18 protein-coding genes and 1 pseudogene are annotated in these 21,877 nt (G+C 71.4%); 15 read left to right on the top strand and 4 right to left on the bottom strand.

The features are described 5' to 3' along the window. Positions 1-7: 7 nt before the first annotated feature. The 3 genes from DK419_RS05725 (at position 8) to DK419_RS05715 (ending at position 3,107) form a co-directional block, all read left to right on the top strand. The gene (locus DK419_RS05725; protein WP_109958235.1) at positions 8-829 is read left to right on the top strand and encodes a TIGR00282 family metallophosphoesterase; all 822 of its coding nucleotides are present in this window, start codon (positions 8-10) and stop codon (positions 827-829) included. A 168-nt stretch (positions 830-997) separates the two neighbouring features. After that, positions 998-2,086, top strand: a complete 1,089-nt coding sequence (locus DK419_RS05720) for a MotA/TolQ/ExbB proton channel family protein (protein WP_109958234.1) — start codon at positions 998-1,000, stop codon at positions 2,084-2,086. A 7-nt stretch (positions 2,087-2,093) separates the two neighbouring features. Next, entirely contained in the window at positions 2,094-3,107 is a 1,014-nt protein-coding gene (locus tag DK419_RS05715) for a peptidoglycan -binding protein (RefSeq protein ID WP_109958233.1), read from the top strand. Between the two features lie 127 nt (positions 3,108-3,234). On the opposite strand, the pseudogene DK419_RS05710 reads toward DK419_RS05715, so the two are convergent. Beyond that, positions 3,235-5,039: pseudogene (locus tag DK419_RS05710) on the bottom strand (ABC transporter transmembrane domain-containing protein). A 217-nt stretch (positions 5,040-5,256) separates the two neighbouring features. On the opposite strand from DK419_RS05710, the gene rpmE reads away from it, so the two are divergent. After that, positions 5,257-5,493, top strand: a complete 237-nt coding sequence (rpmE, locus tag DK419_RS05705; protein WP_048464135.1) for a 50S ribosomal protein L31 — start codon at positions 5,257-5,259, stop codon at positions 5,491-5,493. A 125-nt stretch (positions 5,494-5,618) separates the two neighbouring features. On the opposite strand, the gene rcdA is transcribed toward rpmE, so the two are convergent. Further along, positions 5,619-6,146, bottom strand: a complete 528-nt coding sequence (gene rcdA, locus DK419_RS05700; RefSeq protein ID WP_109958232.1) for a protease adaptor protein RcdA — start codon at positions 6,144-6,146, stop codon at positions 5,619-5,621. 563 nt (positions 6,147-6,709) lie between these two features. Then, entirely contained in the window at positions 6,710-6,901 is a 192-nt protein-coding gene (locus DK419_RS05695) for a DUF1192 domain-containing protein (RefSeq protein ID WP_109958231.1), read from the bottom strand. 216 nt (positions 6,902-7,117) lie between these two features. Here DK419_RS05695 and rpmH point away from each other — a divergent pair, with 216 nt between their 5' ends. The 10 genes from rpmH (at position 7,118) to DK419_RS05645 (ending at position 19,099) form a co-directional block, all read left to right on the top strand. Continuing rightward, on the top strand, positions 7,118-7,252 hold the full coding sequence (gene rpmH, locus DK419_RS05690) for a 50S ribosomal protein L34 (RefSeq protein ID WP_010300405.1): 135 nt from the start codon (positions 7,118-7,120) through the stop codon (positions 7,250-7,252). Between the two features lie 12 nt (positions 7,253-7,264). Then, positions 7,265-7,762 carry a ribonuclease P protein component gene (locus DK419_RS05685; protein ID WP_109958230.1) on the top strand — a complete coding sequence of 166 codons (498 nt, stop codon included), beginning with the start codon at positions 7,265-7,267 and terminating at the stop codon, positions 7,760-7,762. 111 nt (positions 7,763-7,873) lie between these two features. Next, positions 7,874-9,712, top strand: coding sequence for a membrane protein insertase YidC (gene yidC, locus DK419_RS05680; protein ID WP_109958229.1), 1,839 nt, complete (start codon positions 7,874-7,876; stop codon positions 9,710-9,712). Between the two features lie 16 nt (positions 9,713-9,728). Further along, the gene (gene yihA / locus DK419_RS05675) at positions 9,729-10,397 is read left to right on the top strand and encodes a ribosome biogenesis GTP-binding protein YihA/YsxC (RefSeq protein ID WP_109958228.1); all 669 of its coding nucleotides are present in this window, start codon (positions 9,729-9,731) and stop codon (positions 10,395-10,397) included. Then, on the top strand, positions 10,397-10,768 hold the full coding sequence (locus tag DK419_RS05670; RefSeq protein WP_109958227.1) for a DUF423 domain-containing protein: 372 nt from the start codon (positions 10,397-10,399) through the stop codon (positions 10,766-10,768). Before yihA ends, DK419_RS05670 begins: the two co-directional genes overlap by 1 nt. Positions 10,769-10,874: 106 nt before the next feature. Beyond that, positions 10,875-13,706: a bifunctional transaldolase/phosoglucose isomerase gene (locus DK419_RS05665; protein ID WP_109958226.1), complete on the top strand. Its 2,832-nt coding sequence runs from the start codon at positions 10,875-10,877 to the stop codon at positions 13,704-13,706. Positions 13,707-13,855: 149 nt separating this feature from the next. Next, complete coding sequence (gene gnd / locus DK419_RS05660) at positions 13,856-14,830, top strand: phosphogluconate dehydrogenase (NAD(+)-dependent, decarboxylating) (protein ID WP_109958225.1); 975 nt, start codon at positions 13,856-13,858, stop codon at positions 14,828-14,830. Continuing rightward, the gene (zwf, locus tag DK419_RS05655) at positions 14,827-16,359 is read left to right on the top strand and encodes a glucose-6-phosphate dehydrogenase (protein ID WP_109958224.1); all 1,533 of its coding nucleotides are present in this window, start codon (positions 14,827-14,829) and stop codon (positions 16,357-16,359) included. The genes gnd and zwf overlap by 4 nt, the downstream gene beginning before the upstream one ends. Further along, positions 16,356-17,075, top strand: a complete 720-nt coding sequence (gene pgl / locus DK419_RS05650) for a 6-phosphogluconolactonase (RefSeq protein ID WP_109958223.1) — start codon at positions 16,356-16,358, stop codon at positions 17,073-17,075. Before zwf ends, pgl begins: the two co-directional genes overlap by 4 nt. A 338-nt stretch (positions 17,076-17,413) precedes the next feature. Next, entirely contained in the window at positions 17,414-19,099 is a 1,686-nt protein-coding gene (locus DK419_RS05645; RefSeq protein WP_109958222.1) for a methyl-accepting chemotaxis protein, read from the top strand. A 59-nt stretch (positions 19,100-19,158) separates the two neighbouring features. On the opposite strand, the gene DK419_RS05640 is transcribed toward DK419_RS05645, so the two are convergent. After that, a complete protein-coding gene (locus DK419_RS05640) occupies positions 19,159-19,602 on the bottom strand; it encodes a MarR family winged helix-turn-helix transcriptional regulator (RefSeq protein ID WP_109962146.1) in 444 nt (147 codons plus the stop codon). 310 nt (positions 19,603-19,912) lie between these two features. Between DK419_RS05640 and DK419_RS05635 the strand changes: the two genes are divergently transcribed. Beyond that, entirely contained in the window at positions 19,913-21,808 is a 1,896-nt protein-coding gene (locus DK419_RS05635; RefSeq protein ID WP_109958221.1) for an FAD-binding monooxygenase, read from the top strand. The last annotated feature ends 69 nt before the right edge of the window (positions 21,809-21,877 follow it).

Raw genomic sequence — 21,877 nt, 5'->3', positions numbered from 1 at the left:
ACCCGCCATGCGCCTCCTCTTCCTCGGCGACGTCGTCGGCCGGCCCGGCCGCCTGGCGGTGAGCGAGCGCCTGCCGGCCCTGCGCGAGCGCTGGCGTCTCGACTGCGTGGTGATCAACGGCGAGAACGCCGCCGGCGGCTTCGGCATCACCGAGAGCATCTGCGACGAGCTGATCAATGCCGGCGCCGACGCGGTGACGCTGGGCAACCACTCCTTCGACCAGCGCGAGGCGCTGGTGTTCATCGCCCGCCAGCCGCGGCTGGTACGCCCGGCGAACTACCCGCCGGGCACGCCCGGCCGCGGCGCCACGGTGATCGAGACGACGACCGGCGCCCGGGTCCTCGTCGTCAACGTGATGGGGCGGATCTTCCTCGATCCCCTCGACGATCCCTTCGCGGCGGCCGAGCGCGAGTTGTCGGCCTGCCCGCTCCGCGACGCCGCCGACGCGGTGATCGTCGACGTGCACGCCGAGGCGACTAGCGAGAAGGAGGCCTTCGGCTGGTTCCTCGACGGACGGGCGAGCCTCGTCGTCGGCACCCACACCCACGTGCCGACCGCCGACCACCGCATCCTGCCGGGCGGCACCGCCTACATGTCCGACGTCGGGATGTGCGGCGACTACGATTCGGTGCTCGGCATGCAGAAGGACGAGCCGGTGCGCCGCTTCCTGCAGAAGACCCCGGGCAGCCGGCTCGAGGCGGCGACCGGCGAGGGCACGCTCTGCGGCCTCGCGGTCGAGACCGACGACGCCACCGGCCTCGCCCGGCGGGTGAGCCCGGTGCGCCTCGGCCCGCATCTCGAGGAAACCTGGCCGCGCCACTGGGACTGAAACCCCGGGGACTGCCCGGGAAACCCCCGGGATGGCGGAGGCGCGCCGGCTTGATCGGCCAAGCCGTACCCGGCACAGTGCAAGTCGATCATCGGCCCGTCGATCCTCGGCCGGTCGATCCCCGTCGGCGGACGGGCCCGACCCAGCGACAAGTGAGTACGGCCCGCGATGGCGGCGAGCGCAGCGTCCCCTCCCCTGACATCGCCGCGGATCTACCTCATCCGCATGGCGGTGTTCCTGACGCTGGCCGGCTTCCTGGCCTTCGTGCTCTATCGCCAGATCGTGCCGGCCTTCATGGCCAATCCGGGCCTCAACGGGCTGATCCTCGGCGCGACCCTGATCGCCATCCTCATGGCCTTCGGGCAGGTGCAGCGCCTCTTCCGCGAGGTGCGCTTCGCCAACCGCGCCGCCACGGGCGCGCCCGAGCCCGGCAATCCCCGCGTGCTCGGCGCCCTGGCGCCGGCCCTGCGCGAGGCGCAAGCCGGCCGGCCGCACCCGCAGGCGCAGTTCCAGCCGCTCCTCGACACCGTGGCCTCGCGCCTCGACGAGGGGCGGGAGATCCTGCGCTACATCGGCGGGCTGCTGATCCTGCTCGGGCTTCTCGGCACCTTCTGGGGCCTGATCGACACGCTCTCGGCGGTCGGCGGCGTGATCCGCTCGATGCGCGCCGGCGGCGGCGACGCGGCGGTGATGTTCGACGAATTGAAGAGCGGCCTCGCGGTGCCGCTGTCGGGGATCGGCCTCGCCTTCTCGGCCTCGCTGTTCGGCCTCGCCGGCTCGCTGGTGATCGGCTTCCTCGACCTCCAGGCGGGACAGGCCCACACCCGGTTCTACAACGAGCTGGAGGACTGGCTCGTCACCGCCGCCGGTCCGGCGCCCGCGCGGGTGCCGGTCCCCGTCACGGTGCCGGTCCCCGTCACGGTGCCGGTCCCCGTCACGGTACCGGCGGCCGCCGCCCTCGCCCCTGCTGCCACCGCCCCCGCGCCGCGCCCGCCCGAGCCCTCGCCGCGGGGCGACGCGGTGCTCAAGGACATCGCCGACGCGATGACGCGGCTCGGCACGCTCGTCGGCGACAGCACCGCGCACGGCCGCGCGAGCACCCAGGCGATGGCGAACCTCGCCGAGGGCATCCAGGGCCTCGTCCAGCACATGCGCGCCGAGCAGCAGATGATCCGCGACTGGGTCGAGGCGCAGGCGAACCGCGAGCGCGAGCTGAAGCAGGTGCTCGACCGCCTCGCCCGGGAGAAGGTGGAGTGAAATCCTGATGGCCGGCCGTCTCGCCCGGCGCGACCGCACCTTCAACGTCTGGCCGGGCTACGTCGACGCGCTGACGACGCTGCTGCTCTCGGTCGTCTTCCTGCTCACGATCTTCGTCACCGGCCAGTTCTTCCTGTCGCAGGAATTGTCGGGCCGCGACACGGTGCTGGAGCGGCTCAACCGCCAGATCTCGGAACTGACCGACCTCCTGGCCCTGGAGCGCTCCGGCAAGCGGGCGCTGGAGGAGAGCGCGGCCTCGTTGCGGGCGAACCTCTCCGGCTCCGAGGCCGAGCGCCGGCGGCTGCAGGGGCTCCTGGCCTCCGGCCAGGGCGCGGAGGGCAAGGCGGCCGAGCTCGGCCGCCAGCTCGACGCCGAGAAGGGCGCCACCACCCGGGCGCTGAGCCAGGTCGATCTCCTCACCCAGCAGATCTCGGCGATGCGCCAGCAGCTCGCGGCGCTCGAGGACGCGCTCGCCGCCTCCGAGACCCGCGACCGCGAGAGCCAGGCCCGCATCGCCGATCTCGGCAGCCGCCTCAACGTCGCGCTGGCCCAGCGGGTGCAGGAACTGGCGCGCTACCGCTCGGACTTCTTCGGCCGCCTGCGCCAGATCCTCGGCAACCGCCCCGACATCCGCATCGTCGGCGACCGCTTCGTGCTGCAATCCGAGGTGCTGTTCTCCGCCGGCCAGGCGGTGCTGAAGCCCGAGGCCGGCCCGGAGATCGACCGGATCGCCGGCGCGATCCTGGAGCTCAACCGCCAGATCCCGGCCGACATCCCGTGGGTGCTGCGGGTCGACGGGCACACCGACGCACGGCCGATCTCGTCCACGCAATTCCCGTCGAACTGGGCGCTGTCGGCGGCCCGCGCCATCGCGGTGGTGCAGTACCTCGTGGGCAAGGGCATCCCACCCCAGCGGCTGCTCGCCGGCGCCTTCGGCGAGTTCCAGCCGCTGGATGCCGGGACGAGCGAGGAGGCCTACGCGCGCAACCGGCGGATCGAGATGAAGCTGACGGAGCGGTGACGACCCTCACGGCGAGATTTCGGTTATCCAGCGAGCGATCCTGCCCACCTCCGCGTCAATCCGGGCTCCACTGTCGCGGCCCCGGACCGAAGCGGCGGACATCGATCCTCGTAGCGGCGAGGGGCTTTCACGCCTCCGCCACCTGCCGCTCCCCCGCCAGGTCCACCCCGGCGCCGAACTGCAACGCCGCGAGCTGCGCGTAGAGGCCGCCGCGCGCCAGCAGCGCGTCGTGCGTGCCCTGCTCGGCGATGCGGCCGTCCTCCAGGACCAGGATGCGGTCGGCGGCCCGGATGGTGGCGAGGCGGTGAGCGATGACGAGGGTGGTGCGGCCCTTCATCAGCACGTCGAGGGCGGCCTGCACCGCGCGCTCGCTCTCGGCATCGAGGGCCGAGGTCGCCTCGTCGAGGAGGAGCACGGGTGCGTCCTTCAGGATCGCCCGCGCGATCGCGATGCGCTGGCGCTGGCCGCCCGAGAGGGTGACGCCGCGCTCGCCGACGAGCGTGGCGTAGCCCTGCGGCAGGGCGCGGATGAAGCCGTCGGCATGGGCCTGCACCGCCGCCCGCTCCACCTCGGCTTGGCTCGCCCGCGGCCGGCCGTAGCGGATGTTGTCGAGGATGCTCCCGCTGAACACCGTCGGATCCTGCGGCACCAGGGCCATGCGGGCACGAAGAGCCTCGGGCTCGACGGCGTCGACCGGCACGCCGTCGACCCGGACCTCGCCGGATTCCGGATCGTAGAAGCGCAGCAGCAATTGCAGCACCGTGCTCTTGCCGGCGCCCGAGGGCCCGACGAGCGCCACGCGCTCGCCCGGCGCCACCGCGAAGCTGAGCTCGTGGAGTGCCGCGTGCTCGGGCCGCGTCGGGTAGTGGAAGCGCACCCGCTCGAAGGCGATCTCGCCCCGGGCGGCACCGGCAGGGCGCGGGGCCGGTCCGGCGCGCCGATCGCCGGCACGGTGTCGAGGATCTCGCCCAGGCGCTCGGCGGCGCCGGCGGCGAGCGTCAGCTCGCCGTAGACCTCCGAGAGCTGGCCGAGCGCGCTGGCGCCGAACACCGCGTAGAGCACGAACTGCGACAATTGCCCGGCCGAGATCGTACCGGCGGCGACCCCTTGCGCGCCGTACCACAGCACGCCGACGACGCTCGCCGAGATCAGGAAGATCGCGACGCCGGTGAGCAGCGCCCGCGCGCGGGCCGAGCCGCGCGAGGCCAGGAACGCCTCCTCGGAAGCCGCCGCGAAGCGGGCGGCGGTGGCGGACGCCATGCCGAAGGCCTGCATGGTGCGAACGGCCCCCACCGCCTCGGTGGCGAAGGCCGAGGCGTCGGCGAGCCGGTCCTGCGCGGCGCGCGAGCGGCGGCGCACGCCGCGGCCGGAGAGAATCAGCGGGAAGACGATGAGCGGGATCGCGGCGAGGACCAGCACCGAGAGCCGGGGGCTCGTCCACACCATCATGCCGACCGCGCCGGCGAACAGGAACAGGTTGCGCAACAGGATCGAGAGCGAGACCCCGAAGACCGACTTCACCTGCGCGGCGTCGGCGGTCAGGCGCGAGACCAGCTCGCCGCTGCGCGCCCGGTCGAAGAAGGCGGGATCGAGGGTGGTGAGACGGGCGAAGACCGCGGCGCGCAGGTCCGCCACCACCCGCTCGCCGAGCGTCACGACGCAGTAGTAGCGGGCGGCGCTGGCGACCGCGAGCACCGCCACCACCCCGATCAGGCCGCCGAAATAGGCGTCGATCATCCCCACTTCGCCATGGGCGAAGCCGAGATCGACCACCCGCCGCACCGCCACCGGGACCACCAGGGTCGCCCCCGAGGCGGCGATCAGCGCCACGATCGCGGCGGCGATGCGGCCCTTGTAGCGCGCGGCGAAGGGGACCAGGGGCTTGAGCGCCCCGAGGGACGCGCGGGGGCGGGCGGTATCGGAACGTGCCATCTGAACTGTCGTGCTGTCCGGGGTGCCGGCGCTTGTTTGGCGCACGGAGGTGAGGTATAGGCCGCCGCTCATCCGATTACGCGCGATCAATGGCCGCGGCCCGAAGCGGAGCGTTCGGCGCGGGTCGCACTCTTAGGAATTCGTCATGGCAAAGCAAGCAGCCCCCGCCGCCAAGCAGGCGGCCCCCGTCGCCGGCAAGTCGGTCGCGACCCCGAAGGTGGCCCGCACCGCGACCGAGCACCCGGACTACCACTTCATCAAGGTGGTGCTGACCGACGGCAGCTCGTTCATGACCCGCTCCACCTACGGCAAGGAGGGCGACACCCTCAACCTCGACATCGATCCGAGCACGCACCCGGCCTGGACCGGCGGCGAGCAGAAGCTGATGGACCGCGGCGGCCGCCTGTCCCGCTTCAACTCGCGCTTCGCCGGCATCTCGTTCGGCAAGAAGTAAGCGGCGGAATCGTTCGCGCGAAAAAGCCCCGGCCTCGCGGCCGGGGCTTTTTTCGTGCCCGGTGTTCCGTCTCCCTCGGGCCCGCGATCCGGGAGGACGCCGCGGGCGCCCTCCCCCGGCCCGTCTCAGCCGAACGCCACCCGCAGCATGTCGTGCTGAGCAAAGACCGGGCTCACCCGCGGCTCGGGGGTCGGGCGGTCGTCGGAGATGAGCTGGTCGAGGTGCAGGATGCGGGCGTGCAGACGCTTCGACTGGCCGATCAGGGCCTGAAGCGACAGCGGCAATTCGGCGACGAGGACGGGCGCGGACTCGTTCGGCTCGACGGCCGAGAGGCGCACCCGGGTCTTCTCCTCGGCGGCCTCGCTCAGGCTCAGCTCGCCCTCGGACACGGCCCGCTGCACCAGCAGCCACGAGGCGATCTGCATCAGCCGCGTGGTGAGCCGCATGCTCTCGCTGGCATAGGTCAGGGCGGCGTGGCGGGCGAGCAGACGCGATTCGTCGCGGCCGGGACCGTCGAGATAGGCCGCCGTCTCCTCCACAAGGGTCATGCCCTCGCGAAACAGCATCTTGAAGCCCTCGGACGCCACGAACGTCTCGCCGAAGCGCACGGTGGGCCGCTCGTCCCGAAACATCACGTCCATCATCCCGCCCATGATCCCTCCTGTGCCACCGCGACCCCGGTCCCGCGTCGATACGGGACATCCACGGTGCGCTCGGGCTGTCTGGCGCAACGATAGCGCCACTCCGCGGGCGGCGCGCCGTCAACCAATCGTTAACCTTAACGTCAACGCGGGCCGGGGACGGGTGATCCGGAGGAACGTGGGAAAAATCGGTCGGGCGCGGCGGGGCGCAGGAAACGGGTGCAGGAAAAAAGAAAGCCGCCCCACGAGGGGCGGCTGAAAGAGTCGTACAGGGAGGCATCAAACAGAGTGGACAGAGACCACTCGACATCCAGAAAGCTGGACGGGTTTGGTTATCGCCCGGAAGGCTTAAGGAATGGTTAACGCGCGCCGGGCGGGGCGCGAAAAGCACTCACAGGCCAACCGGATGGCGGAGGGGCGTACGCCGGAGGACGGAGGCGGATCGGTCCGATCGGCGAGGGCCGGATGAGACGCGAACTCCCTCTTCGCCCGGCGGACGAAGAGAGCGGACGAAGAGAGAAGAAGCCCAGCCCGAACGCGGCATCGTTCCGGGACCACGCGCCTCCTGTCTCGTCTCAGAACTTGAACGCGGCCCGCGCCGCCTCCTGCGAGGCCTGCTTGCGGCGCTTGTCCTCCTCGAGCCGCGCGATCTCGCGGCGCAGGGCCTCGATCCGCTCGTCGAGGTCGGAGACCGACAGCGCGGAGAGGTCCTGGCCGATCTGGTGCGGGATCTGCGGCCGCGGCCTGTTCTCGGCGTCGTCGAACATCGGCATTCTCCCTCGCGCGCACCCGTCGCGGGTGCCCCGAATGGTCCCTCGCGCGATCCTTAACGCGATTGACTCGCAGGGGCCATTCCGCCATACACCGGCGCGACGTGACCGCGCCCCATTCGGGCGCGGTTCGCTTTCGTCGAGACATTCTGGACCACGAGGGCCTCGGCGGCGCGACGCGCCCGGCCGGCCCCGGCCTTCGGAGAACGAGCCGTGAAGAGAACCTATCAACCGTCGAAGCTCGTGCGCAAGCGCCGCCACGGCTTCCGTGCCCGCATGGCCACCGTCGGCGGCCGCAAGGTGATCGCAGCCCGCCGCGCCCGCGGCCGCAAGCGCCTCTCGGCGTAAGGTCGGCGCGCGGTGCCAACGAGCGCCGCGGAGCCCGGCGGCCCGCCGCCGATCGGCCGGATCACCCGGCGCCCGGACTATCTGGCGGCGGCCAAGGGCCGCCGTTTTCATACCGAGCGCCTGACGGCACAGGGCCGCCTGCGGGACGATGGACCGCCGGGCGGCCTGCGCGTGGGCTTCACCGTGACGAAGCGGGAAGGCCACGCCACCGAGCGCAACCGCATCCGCCGCCGCCTCAAGGTCGCGGCGCAGATCGCGGCGGGAGAGGCCGGGCCGGCGCAGCGGGACAAGGCGGCCGACGTGGTGCTGATCGGCGGGCGCGACGCCCTGGCGGCGCCCTTCGCGCAGCTGGTCGAGGACGTCCGGCAGGCCCTCGGCATCGTCACGAAGCCGAAGGCGCCCAAGCCCCCCTCCGCGGAGGGCGGGAGGCCCGGACGGGGCCGGGGCAAGCGGGGCTCGGGCGAGGCGGCGAAGGCCTCGGATGCGAGATCCCCGGAACGGAGTTCGTGAGGCGATCCCGGGCAGCCGGAATCGCCTCGTCGTGGTGGTCGTGAGGGCCGGGATGCGGGCCGCCAGGCCCGCCCTCGGTCCCGCTCTTTAGGCGGCAGGCGTCGCGGGTCCATGGGTAACGACAAGACGAACATGATCATCGCCGTCGCGCTGTCGCTGGCGGTGCTGCTCGGCTGGAACTACTTCGTCAGCGCGCCGCAGGTGGAGCGCCAGCGTCAGGAGCAGGCGGCCAAGCAGGCGCAAGCCGCGAAGGACGGCCCGGCGGCGAGCCCGCGCGAGGGCGGCCCCGCGAGCCCGCTTCCCGGCACCCTGCCGGGCGCGCCCGGCGGCAGCCCGGCGCTCGCGGCGAGCCGCGACGAGGCGCTCGCCCGCTCGCCGCGGGTGCGCATCGACACCCCGGCGCTCGCCGGGTCGGTTGCGCTCAAGGGCGGTCGCATCGACGACGTGCTCCTGAAGAACTACCACGAGACCGTCGACAACTCGTCGCCGCGCATCGATCTGCTGTCGCCGGTCGGCTCGGCCAACCCGTACTACGCCGAGTTCGGCTGGGTCGGCCAGAATGCCGGCCCGCTGCCGGGCGGCGACACGGTGTGGACCGCCGAGAGCGACGTGCTGACGCCGCAGAAGCCGCTCGTCCTGACCTGGGACAACGGCGCCGGCCTCACCTTCCGCCGCACGATCTCGGTCGACGACAAGTTCATGTTCACGGTCGCCGACGCGGTCGAGAACAAGGGCGCCAACCCGGTCACGCTCTACTCGTACGGCCTCGTCTCGCGCTGGGGCAAGCCGCACACGCAGGGCTACTACGTTCTCCACGAGGGCATGATCGGCGTCCTCGGCGACCAGGGCCTGCAGGAATTCACCTACGACAAGCTCGCCAAGGAGAACCCGCTCGGGGCTCCGGGCACCCGCGGCCATTCCTGGACCGGCGTGACCGGCGGCTTCCTCGGCATCACCGACAAGTACTGGGCCGCCACCACGATCCCGGACCAGAAGACCCCCTATACCGGCTCGTTCACCGAGCGCGACGAGGGCGCCACCAAGGTCTACCAGGCGGGCAGCCTCGGCGAGGCCAAGCAGGTCGCGCCCGGCGCGACGGTCACGTCGGAGCAGCACCTCTTCGCCGGCGCCAAGGAGGTCGGCACCATCGGCGGCTACGAGCAGTCGCTCGGCATCAAGCGCTTCGACCTGCTGATCGATTGGGGCTGGTTCTACTTCATCACCAAGCCGATGTTCAAGGCGCTGGACTTCTTCTACCGGCTCTTCGGCAATTTCGGCGTCTCGATCCTGGTCGTCACCTTCCTGCTGAAGCTGCTGTTCCTGCCGATCGCCAACCGCTCCTACGTCTCGATGGCCAAGATGAAGGCCGTCCAGCCGGAGATGACCGCCATCCGCGAGCGCTACGGTGACGACAAGGTCAAGCAGCAGCAGGCGATGATGGAGCTGTACAAGAAGGAGAAGATCAACCCAGTCGCCGGCTGCTGGCCGGTGCTGGTGCAGATCCCGGTCTTCTTCGCGCTCTACAAGGTGCTGTTCGTCACCATCGAGATGCGGCACGCGCCGTTCTTCGGCTGGATCCGCGACCTGGCGGCGCCGGATCCGACCTCGCTGTTCAACCTGTTCGGCCTCCTGCCCTACACGCCGCCGGACATCCTCCACCTCGGCATCTGGCCGCTCATCATGGGCGTGACGATGTTCGTGCAGATGAAGATGAACCCCGCGCCGCCGGACCCGGTCCAGGCCCAGGTCTTCACCTTCATGCCGATCATCTTCACCTTCATGCTCGGTTCGTTCCCGGCCGGCCTGGTGATCTACTGGGCCTGGAACAACACCCTGTCGGTGATCCAGCAATACGTGATCATGCGGCGCAACGGGGTGAAGGTGGAGCTGTGGGACAACCTGCGCTCGACGTTCTCGCGATCGCCGAAGGCGGCGAAGGCCAAGAGCTGAAGGCCCGGGAGCTGAGATGCAGGACGAACCTCAGACCGAGGCCGAGAAGGCGGCCGCCCTGCGCGAAGCGGGGCGGCTGCTCTTCGCGGGCTCCGCCGACTTCTTCTACGCCGCCGACAAGCTCGAGATCCTCCCGCCGATGCGGGGCCACGAGATCGCCTTCGCGGGCCGCTCCAACGTCGGCAAGTCGAGCCTGATCAACGCGCTGACTGGCCGCAACGCGCTGGCGCGGACCTCGCACACGCCGGGCCGCACCCAGCAACTCAACTTCTTCGACGTGGGCGGCGGCAAGCTCGTCCTCGTCGACATGCCGGGCTACGGCTACGCCGCGGTCGAGAAGGCGAAGGTCGCGGCCTGGACCGACCTGATCCATTCCTACCTGCGCGGGCGGGCCAACCTCGCCCGGGTCTACGTGCTGATCGACTCGCGCCACGGCATCAAGCCGAACGACGCCGAGGTGCTGGACGGGCTCGACAAGGCCGCGGTCTCCTACCAGATCGTGCTGACGAAGTCGGACGCGCTCAAGAAGCACGAGATCGACGCCCGGCTCGACGCCACCGCGGCGGCGATCGCCCGACGCCCGGCGGCCTACCCCGAGATCGTCCTGACCTCGAGCCGCACCGACGACGGCGTCGCGGACCTGCGCGCCAGCATCGCCCGGCTGCTCTCCGAGCGGGGCGAGTGATGCACCCCGCCGACCGGGCCCTGATCGCGCTCGCCGGCCTGGCCGGGGCGCTCGGCGTCGGGCTCTCGGCCGCGGCGGCCCACATCGCCGGAGCGACGAGCCTCGCCACGGCGGCGCAGTTCTTGCTGTTCCACGCCCCTGCCCTCCTGGGTCTCGCGCTCCTCGCCGGCAGCGGGCGGGCGCATCCGGCGCCGGTCAGGGGGGCGGGCTTCGCCCTGGCGCTCGGCCTCGCGCTGTTCTCCGGCGACCTCTCGGTGCGGGCGCTCATGCAGGTGCCGCTCTTTCCGATGGCGGCGCCGAGCGGCGGGATGATCCTGATCCTCGGCTGGGTGCTGGTCGCCGTCGCGGCGTTCTGGCCGGTGCGGCGCTGACGGCAGCGCCGTTTTCGCGCCAACGGCCAAGCTTATCAGGGGCCGCCCCCCTGGACACCGTCCCCTCGCGGTCCACATCTGCGGCAAACACGCGGAGACCGCAGGCATGAACCCGCTCAAGAAGCTGCACGCCGAACAGGACCAGGCCGTCTGGCTCGATTTCGTGGCCCGGGGCTTCGTCCAGGAGGGCGGGCTCAAGCGCCTGGTCGACGAGGACGGTCTGCGCGGGGTGACCTCGAACCCGGCGATCTTCGAGAAGGCGATCGGCCACTCGGACGAGTACGACGACGCCCTCAAGGCGGCGGGCGACGAGCGGGTGATCGACCTCTACGAGGGCTTGGCCATCGCCGACATCCAGGCCGCCGCGGACGTGCTGCGCCCGGTCTACGAGGCGAGCGGGGGCCAGGACGGCTTCGTCAGCCTGGAGGTCTCGCCCTACCTGGCGCTGAATACCGGGGAGACGCTCGAGGAGGCGCGCCGGCTCCACAAGGCGGTGGCCCGCGACAACCTGATGGTGAAGGTGCCGGCGACGCCGGAAGGCATCCCGGCGATCCGCGACCTCACGGCCGACGGCATCAACATCAACGTCACGCTGCTCTTCGCTCAAGGGCCCTACGAGGACGTCGCCAACGCCTATATCGAGGGCCTGGACAAGTTCGCCGCGAGCGGCGGCGATATCGGCCGGGTCGCCAGCGTGGCGAGCTTCTTCATCAGCCGCATCGACGCGGCGGTCGACAAGCTCCTCGATCAGAAGATCGCGGCGGCCAACGATCCGGACGAGAAGGCGGCGCTGGAAGGCCTCAAGGGCAAGGTCGCGATCGCCAACGCCAAGCTCGCCTATCAGCGCTACAAGCGGCTGTTCGCCGGCGAGCGCTGGAAGCGGCTCGCGGACAAGGGCGCCCATCCGCAGCGCCTGCTCTGGGCCTCCACCGGCGTCAAGAACAAGGCCTACTCCGACGTGCTCTACGTCGAGGAACTGATCGGCCCCAACACCGTCAACACCATCCCGCCGGCGACGATGGACGCCTTCCGCGACCACGGCAAAGTGCGGGCGAGCCTGGAAGAGGGCGTCGACGAGGCCGAGCGGGTGATGGCGCACCTCGCCAAGACCGGGATCGACATCGACGCGGTGGCGCGCCAGCTCGTCGAGGAGGGCGTGCAGCTCTTCGTCGACGCCGCCGACAAGGTGCTGGGCGCCGTCGCCGGCAAGCGCCAGACCTTCCTCGACACCGGGCTCGACCGCCAGGCCCTCGCGCTCGGCAGCCTCGACGAGCCGGTGAAGAAGGCCATCGAGACCTGGCGCAAGGACGGGCTGGTGCGCCGCCTGTGGCAGCGCGACGCCTCCGTGTGGAGCGGTGCCGACGAGGCGCAGTGGCTCGGCTGGCTCACCATCGTGGAGGACGAGGCGAAGAAGGCGGCCGACTACGCCGCCTTCGCGGCGGAGGTGAAGCAGGAGGGCTTCACCGACGCGGTGGTGCTCGGCATGGGCGGTTCCAGCCTCGGGCCGGAGGTGCTGGCCGAGACGTTCGGGCCGCAAGCGGGCTTCCCGCGCCTGCGCATCCTCGATTCGACCGATCCGGACGAGGTGCGGGCGGTCGAGGCCGCGGTGAACCTCGAGCGCACCCTGTTCATCGTCGCCTCGAAGTCGGGCTCGACCCTCGAGCCCAACGTGTTTCGCGACTACTTCCTCGGCCGGATGCGCGACACGGTCGGCCGCGAGAAGGCCGGCCGGCACTTCGTCGCCGTGACCGATCCGGGCTCGGCGATGGAGAAGGCGGCCAAGGACGACGGCTTCCGGCGCATCTTCTACGGCGTGAAGCAGATCGGCGGGCGCTACTCCGTGCTCTCGGCCTTCGGCCTGGTGCCGGCCGCCGCGATGGGCCTCGACGTCGAGGCGTTCCTCGCCAGCGCCCGCACCATGGTGCGCTCCTGCGGCTCCGACGTGCCGCCGGACCTGAACCCGGGCGTGCAGCTCGGCCTCGTGCTCGGCAAGGCGGCGACCGAGCAGGGTCGAGACAAGGTCACGCTGATCGCCTCCCCGGGCATCGGCACCTTCGGCGCCTGGGCCGAGCAACTGATCGCCGAATCGACCGGCAAGGAGGGCAAGGGCCTCATCCCGATCGACGACGAGCCGCTGGCCGCGCCCGCCGCCTACGGCAAGGACCGGGTCTTCGTGTACCTGCGCATCGACGCGGGCGCCGATCCGGCCCAGGATTCGGCCGTGAGGGCGCTGGAGGAGGCCGGGCACCCGGTGGTGCGGATCGCGCTCGCCTCCAAGGCGAGCCTGCCGCAGGAATTCTTCCGCTTCGAGATCGCCACGGCGGTGGCGGGCGCCGTGCTCGGCATCAACCCGTTCGACCAGCCCGACGTCGAGGCGAGCAAGATCAAGACCCGCGAGCTGTTCTCGGCCGCCGAGACGGACGGCGCGCTGCCGCCCGAGACGCCGGTGGCGGAGGACGAGAACTTCGCCCTCTACACCGACGACGCCAACGCCGAGGCCCTGCGCCGGGCCGGTGCCGGCTCGGATCCGGAGAGCTGGATCAAGGCGCAGGTGGGCAGGGTCTCTGCCGGCGACTACGTCGCGCTCCTCGCCTACGTCACCCGCAACCCGGAGCACCTCAGGCCGCTCCAGGAGGCGCGGGTGGCCCTGCGCGAGAAGAAGCACGTCGCGACCTGCGCCGAGTTCGGGCCGCGCTTCCTGCACTCGACCGGCCAGGCCTACAAGGGCGGGCCCGACACCGGCGTCTTCCTCCAGATCACCTCGGAGGCGCCCGATCTCGCCATCCCGGGCCGCAGCCTGGGCTTCGCCACTGTGATCGCCGCCCAGGCGCGGGGCGATTTCGGCGTGCTCTCGGAGCGCGGCCGCCGGGCGTTGCGGGTCCACATCAAGGGCGATGTGGCCGAGGGGCTCGACCGGCTGAAGTCGGCCCTTAGTTAGGCAGGTACCCGGTCTCCCCTCTCCCACGCCTCGCAGCGATCCCGGGCCAGCCCGGGATCGCCCGGAGAGGGGAACCGCGCCGCACAGATACGACGGGCCTTCGTGCCCACGGGCCGCCGGCCCCGGCCTCGCCGGCGAGGAGTGACGCGATGCAACTCGGCATGGTCGGTCTCGGTCGGATGGGCGGCAACATCGTCCGCCGGCTCCTGCGCAACGGACACACGGCCGTGGTGTTCGACCAGGATCCCAAGGCCGTGGCGGCCCTGGTGCAGGAGGGCGCGGTCGGCGCCGACAGCCTCGAGGACTTCGTGTCGAAGCTCGAGGTGCCCCGCACCGCCTGGGTGATGCTGCCGGCGGGCGACCCGACCGAGGTCACGGTGATGAAGATCGCCGGGCTGATGCAGCCCGACGACGTGATCATCGACGGCGGCAACTCGTTCTACAAGGACGACATCCGCCGCGCGGCGATCCTCGACGAGCGGGGCCTGCACTACGTCGATGTCGGCACGTCCGGCGGCGTCTGGGGCCTGGAGCGCGGCTACTGCATGATGATCGGCGGCCACAAGGCGGCGGTCGACCGGCTCGACCCGATCTTCAAGACCCTGGCCCCCGGCCTCGGCGAGGTGTCGCGCACGCCGGGCCGCGACGGGCGCGATGCCCGCGCCGAGCACGGCTACATCCATGCCGGCCCGAGCGGTGCCGGCCACTTCGTCAAGATGATCCACAACGGCATCGAGTACGGCCTGATGCAGGCCTATGCCGAGGGCTTCGACATCCTCAAGCACGCCAATTCCTCGGAGTTGCCGGAGGCGCAGCGCTTCGACCTCAACATCGGCGACATCGCGGAGGTCTGGCGCCGGGGCAGCGTGGTCTCGTCCTGGCTCCTCGACCTCACGGCGACGGCGCTCGCCGGCGACGAGAACCTCGACGCCTTCTCGGGCCACGTCGCCGATTCGGGCGAGGGCCGCTGGACGCTGAACGCCGCGATCGAGGAGGCGGTGCCGGCCCACGTGCTGTCGGCCGCCCTCTACGCCCGCTTCCGCTCGCGCCAGAGCGCCACCTACGCCGACAAGCTGCTCTCGGCGATGCGCAAGGGCTTCGGCGGCCACCAGGAGCCGAAATGACGAGTTCCATGGCCGAGGGGGCAGCCCCCCCGCCCGCCTGCACCCTGGTGATCTTCGGGGCGACCGGCGACCTCACCCACCGGCTGCTGATGCCGGCGCTGTACAATCTCGGCCGCTGGGGGCTGCTCCCGAAAGACTTCTCAGTCATCGGCGTCAGCCGCTCGGCGATGTCGTCGGAGGAGTTCCGCTCCGAGCTGAGCGAGACCGTGCGCGGCTTCATCACCGCCAAGGGCGGTGAGGCCGGCGGCGGGTCGTTCGACGAGGGCGTATGGAGCGATCTCGTCTCGCGGGTGCATTACCGCTCGGGCGACCTGTCGGAACCCGCCGCCTTCGAGGAACTGAAGGGCGCCATCGCCGAGGTGTCGGGACGTGAGGACGGCGGTAACGTCCTGTTCTACCTCGCGGTCGCCGCCAGCCTGTTCGGGCCGACCATCGCCAAGCTCGGCGAGGCCGGGCTGACCGACGAAGGTGAGGATCGCTGGCGCCGGGTGATCATCGAGAAGCCGTTCGGCCACGACCTTCCTTCCGCGGAACGGCTCGACGCCGACATCCTGAAGGTCCTGTCCGAGGGCCAGATCTTCCGCATCGACCACTTCCTCGGCAAGGAGACGGTCCAGAACATCATGGCGTTCCGGTTCGGCAACGGCCTGTTCGAGCCGCTGTGGAACCGCGACCACATCGACCACGTGCAGATCACCGTCGCCGAGACCGTCGGCGTCGAGGGACGGGGGAAGTTCTACGAGGCCACCGGTGCGCTCCGCGACATGGTGCCGAACCACCTGTTCCAGCTCTACACGCTGGTAGCGATGGAGCCGCCGATCTCGTTCGAGGCTGAGGCCGTGCGCGACAAGAAGGAGGAGGTGCTGCTCGCCACCCCCTCCGCCCGCCCCGAGGACGCGGTGCGGGGCCGCTACGAAGCCGGGACGGTGCAGGGCAAGGCGGTGAAGGACTACCGCGAGGAGCCGGACGTCGCGAAGGATTCCGATACCGAGACCTTCGTGGCCCTGAAGCTCGGCATCGACAACTGGCGCTGGGCGGGGGTGCCGTTCTACCTGCGCACCGGCAAGGCGATGACAAGGCGCGACACCGAGATCGCGATCCGCTTCAAGCAGGCGCCGCTGTCTCTGTTCAAGGGCACCACCGTGCGCGAGGACGTGCCGAACTGGCTGGTGCTGCAGTTGCAGCCCGACGAAGGCATCTCGCTGCAATTCGGCGCCAAGATCCCGGGCCCGGCAGTTCGGCTCGGCAGCGTCGACATGCGATTCTGCTACAAGGACTACTTCAAGGCCGAGCCCAGCACCGGCTACGAGACGCTGATCTATGACGCGATGATCGGCGATCCGACGCTGTTCCAGCGCGCCGACATGATCGAGGCCGGCTGGCGGATCGTGCAGCCGATCCTCGACGCGGCGGCCAAGGGCGAGCTCGCGACGATCCCCTACGAGGCCGGCAGCGCCGGCCCCGGGCAAGCCGACGAGCTCCTGACCCGCGACAGGCGGGCGTGGCGCTCGCTGGAGCACCAGCCGTGAGCGCGCGCCCCGCGGACCACGAGGTGCTGCCCGATGCGGACGCCGTCGCCCGCGCGGCGGCCGAGCGGCTGGTCGCGGTCGCGGCCGCGAAATCGGGAGAGGTCGGGGTCTGCCTGTCGGGCGGTTCGACCCCGAAGCTCCTCTACCGCCTGCTCGCCGGGCCGGACTTTCGGGACAGCCTCCCCTGGGCGCGCCTGCACTGGTTCTTCGGCGACGAGCGGGTCGGCGACGGGCCGGAGGCCGGCAGCAACCGGCGGCTGGCGGAGGAGGCGTTCGGGGATCTCGTCCCCCCCGGCCGCCTCCACCCGATCCCGACCGATCGGCCGGCGCGAGACGCCGCCGCGGCCTACGCGGCCGAATTGCGGATCTGGTACGGCGCGGACCGGCTCGATCCGGCCCGGCCGCTCTTCGACCTCGTGCTCCTCGGCCTCGGCGAGGACGGCCACACCGCCTCGCTGTTCCCGGGAAAGTCCGAGGTGGAAGAGAGCGAGGCCTGGGTGGTGGCGGTGCCGGAGGCGGGCCTCAGCCCGTTCGTGCCGCGGGTCAGCCTGACCCTGCCGGCGCTCGGCGCGACGCCGCTGATCCTGTTCCTGGTCACCGGCGAGGGCAAGCGGGCCCCGCTCGCGCGCCTCGCCGCTGGCGAGGATCTGCCGTCCGGCCGCGCGAAGGCCCGGGGCGAGACGGTGTGGCTCCTCGACAGGCGAGCGGCGGGCTGACGCCGGCCCGTGCGTCCCGCCCCGGCAGGGCGCCGGCGCACCGACCTCCATGGCGGTCGCGCGCCGCCATGGAAGCGCCTTCGCCGGACCGGATGAGGGTGAGCGGAAGATTTTCATAGCAACAATCGTCCGTCATCGGCCGACGGGCAAAATCCGTCCGGCGCTTCAATTTTGAATTGCAGATTTGATCTCGGTAACCGTTACCTGATCGCGCCTAGCATCGGGCGCGCCCAACTCATTGCGGGTCGTTAATCTTTGACTTGGATTTTGGCACTGCGTCACCCAGCGCGGCCGACCCGCCGCCGGCCACCTCTCGGCGATCCCTTGCGAGCCACCCGATGCGCGCGCTCAACAATCTAAAGATTCTCCCCAAGCTGAGCCTCGCCTTCGGCAGCCTCGTCGCCGTCACCCTGGCGATGAGCGCGGTGAGCTACGGCAGCCTGCGCACGATCCAGGACCGGATCGGCTGGACCGACCACACGCAGGCCGTGCTCCACGGTGTCGACGGCATTCTGGCGGGCATGGTCGACCAGGAAACGGGCCTGCGCGGCTACCTGGTCTCGGCCGATCCGAGCTTCCTCGCCCCCTACCGCGGCGGGCAGACGGCCTACCGGGCCGCCTTCGACGAGGTCAGGCGCCTCACCGCCGACAACCCGGCGCAGCAGGCGCGCCTCGACGCCCTCGACCGCAGCGCCGGCGCCTGGACCCGCGACGTCGCCGAGAGGGAGATCGCCCTGATGGCCGCGGCGGGCACGCGCGAGCAGGCCCGCGCGCTCGAGGCCGGCGGCGCCGGCAAGGCGATGATGGACGCGCTGCGGGCCAAGGCCGCGGAGATCCGGACGGTCGAGGCGGACCTGATGGCCGGGCGCGTGAAGGAGCAGGAGACGAGCTTCACGCTCGCCTACGCCATGACCCTGACCGGGACCGCCGCGAGCCTGGCGCTCGCCCTCCTGATGGCGGTCATGGTCTCGCGCACGCTCGTGTCGCCGATCCGGGCGATCACCGCGCTGATGGCGCGGCTGGCGGACGGCGACAGGACGATCGTGGTCGCGGGACTCGCGCGGCGGGACGAGGTCGGGGCGATGGCCCAGGCCGTCGAGGTGTTCAAGCGCAACGCCGTCGAGACCGAGCGGCTGGCCGCGGCGCAGGCCGCCGAGGACGAGGCGCGGATGCGCCGCGCCCGCGCCCTCGACGACCTGGCGAAAGGGTTCGAGCAGACGGTCTCCGGCCTCACCGCGGGCCTCTCCGGCGCCGCGACCGAGATGGAGGCCACCGCCCGCGCCATGACGGGGGTCGCCGACGAGACGACGCGCCAGACCGTCACGGTCGCGAGCGCGGCGTCCCAGACCTCCGCCAACGTCCAGACGGTGGCGGCGGCGAGCGAGGAGATGACGGCCTCGATCCAGGAGATCGTGCAGCAGGTGAGCCAGTCGTCACGGATCGCGGCCCGCGCCGTGGAGGACGCCGCGCGCACCAACGCGACGGTGCAGCGCCTCGCCGGCACGGCGGACCGGATCGGCGACTTCGTCGCCACCGTGTCGAGCATCGCCGGCCAGACCAATCTGCTGGCGCTCAACGCCACGATCGAGGCGGCGCGGGCCGGAGCGGCGGGACGCGGTTTCGCGGTGGTCGCCGCCGAGGTCAAGGAGCTCGCCGGGCAGACCGGCAAGGCGACGGACGAGATCGGGGCCCGGATCGGCGAGATCCAGGGCGCCACCCGCGAGGCGGTCGTCGATATCCGCCAGATCGCCAAGGTCATCGAGGACATGTCGACCTACGCCTCCAGCATCGCGGCGGCGATGGAGGAGCAGGGCAGCGCCGTGCAGGAGATCACCCGCAACGTGCAGCAGGCCGCCCGCGGCACCGAGCAGGTCACCGGCAGCATCGCCGGCGTGCGCGACGGTGCGGGCCAGACCAGCCATGCGGCGTCCCAGGTTCTCGGCGCGGCCCGGGAGCTGTCGCGGCAATCGGAGATGCTGCGCCAGGAGGTCACGCGCTTCATCGGGCAGGTCAAGGCGGCCTGACGCGGGGGGCCCGCCGCCCCGTCTATCCCGGCGCGTCCGCGCCGGTACGGTCCACTTCCCTACGGCGCGTCCCCGCCGAGATGGCCGTGCAGATCGACGAGCCGCGCGAGCAGCCGGACCATCCCGGCCCGCTCGCCCGCCTCGAGGGGCGCCAGCAGGCGCTCCTGCACGCGGGCCACCGCCGGCTCGATCTCGCGCAGCACCTGCGCGCCCGCCGGCGAGAGGCGCAGGAGCTTGACCCGCCTGTCCTGAGGGCTCGGGCCGCGCTGCACCCAGCCCTTCGCCTCCAGCCGCTCCAGCACGTCGCCGAGGGTCGACCGGTCGAAGGCGATGAGGGCCGAGAGCCGCGTCGCGTCGACCTGCGGATTCTCGCGGATCGCCGTGAGGGCGGCGTACTGGACCGAGGTCAGGCCGGATTCGGCGCATTCCTCGGCGAACAGGGCGGTCGAGATCTGGTGCAGCCGGCGGACGAGGTGGCCGGGCATCCCGTAGAGGTCGCTCATCGGGGCCTCGTACTTCATCCGGGCAGGAAATCCAGCGTGCCGGAATCCTGCTGGCGACCCCTTCGGCACGAGGCGGCCATGCATCCTCGCGCCCCGTCCGGCCACGCGGGGATGCCCACGGCCGATCCGCAACCGATATTGACAGTACACTGATTGAACGTATACGGTCTTTATGTGGTCGGGTCGGCACGATCCGGCATCCCCTGCGCGGGCGATCGCGCCGGGCCTGCGCGCCGACACGGCCCGATGCGGCTGCGCCCGCACAAGAGATCCTCGCCCTGCGCGGCGAGAGACATTCCGGGAGGAAACCATGCAGTTCTACCTGAACGGCTACGCGCCGGGCGATCCCGACATCCAGGCGGCCGCGCCGGGCCTCGAGGCCGGGCCGGGTCCCCTCCCCGAGACCGTCGACGTGCTGATCGTCGGCACCGGCCCGGCCGGGATGCTGCTTGCCGCGCAGCTCTCGGTCTTTCCCGGCATCCGCACCCGGATCGTCGACCGGCGCGACGGTCCGCTCCAGGTCGGCCAGGCCGACGGCGTCGCCTGCCGCACGGTCGAGATGTTCGAGGCCTTCGGCCTGAGCGAACGGCTGGTGCGGGAGGGCTACTGGGTCAACGAGACCGCGTTCTGGCGCCCGGCACCAGAGGATCGCGGCCGGATCGCCCGCACCGGCCGCGTCCAGGACACCGAGGACGGCCTGTCGGAGTTCCCGCACCTGATCGTCAACCAGGCCCGCCTGCTGCAATACCTGTCGGAGTTCATGGCCAAGTCGCCGACGCGGCTCGCGCCGGATCACGGCCTCGACTTCGCGACGCTCGCGATCGACCCTGCGGGCGACCACCCGGTCGCGGTCACCCTGCGGGACGCGGAGGGCGGCGAGCGGATCGTGCGGGCGAAGTACGTCGTGGGCTGCGACGGCGCCCGCAGCCGGGTACGTGACGCAATCGGGGCCGTTCCACGCGGCGACTTCGCCAACCACGCCTGGGGCGTGGTCGACATGCTCGCCGTCACCGACTTCCCGGACATCCGGCTCAAGGCGGCGATCCAGTCCGCGGAGGCCGGCAACATCCTGCTGATCCCGCGGGAGGGCGGCCATCTGGTGCGCCTCTACGTCGATCTCGGCGTCATCGACCCGGAGAACCGCGAGGCGTTCCGCAGCATCACGCAGGAGACGGTCATCGAGACGGCGCGGCGCGTGCTGCACCCCTACACCCTGGAGGTGAAGGACGTGGCGTGGTTCGCGGTCTACCAGGTCGGCCAGCGCGTCACCGACCGGTTCGACGACGTCGGCGAGGATCGGTCTCGCGCGCCCCGGGTCTTCATCGCGGGCGATGCCTGCCACACCCACAGCGCCAAGGCCGGCCAGGGCATGAACGTGTCGATGCAGGACGCGTTCAACCTCGGCTGGAAGCTCGCCGCGGTGCTCGACGGGCGCGCCGGGCCCGAACTCCTGCGCACCTACACGGTCGAGCGCCACGCGGTCGCCCAGGAGCTGATCGACTTCGACAAGGAATGGTCGAAGATCATGGCCTCGCCGCCGCGGGATCCCAGGCATCCGGAGCGCGCCGGCGTCGACCCGGCCGAGCTGCAGGCGTATTTCACGCAATCCGGCCGCTACACCGCCGGCGTGGCGACGCGCTACGCGCCCGAGACCTGCCTCACCGCGGACGGCACGCATCAGGCCCTCGCGACCGGCTTCCCCGTCGGGATGCGCTTCCACTCCGCCCCGGTGGTCCGCCTGGCCGATGCCAAGCCGGTGCAGCTCGGCCACGCCGCCCGGGCCGACGGCGCCTGGCGGCTCTACGCCTTCGCGGATGCGGAAGGCGCACGGCTCGACGCGCTGATGCACGTCCTGTGGAAATCCGAGGATTCGCCGGTCCGTCGCCACACCCCGCGGGATGCCGACATCGACAGCGTCATCGACGTGCGGGCGATCTTCCAGCGCGGCCACCGCGACCTGCGCGTCGAGGATCTGCCGCCGCTGCTGCTGCCGCGCAAGGGCCGGTTCGGGCTGATCGACTACGAGAAGGCCTACACCCCCGACCTCAAGACCGGGCCGGACATCTTCGATCTGCGCGGCATCGACCGCTCGCGCGGCGCGCTCGTCGTCGTGCGGCCGGACCAGTTCGTCGCGAACGTCCTGCCGCTCGACGGGCACGCGGCGCTGGCGGACTTCCTCGGGCGGATCCTGCTCGACCGGCGGTGAGGCGGACGGTCGAGACAAGGACCCTCCCCTCCACGGGACCCGGCAACCACCGCGTCGTTCCGGCACCGC

Origin of the sequence: Methylobacterium terrae (assembly GCF_003173755.1) — a bacterium.
Classification (GTDB): domain Bacteria; phylum Pseudomonadota; class Alphaproteobacteria; order Rhizobiales; family Beijerinckiaceae; genus Methylobacterium; species Methylobacterium terrae.
The sequence above is the reverse complement of the archived record's forward strand: the minus strand, read 5'-3'. Positions and strand labels throughout refer to the sequence as shown.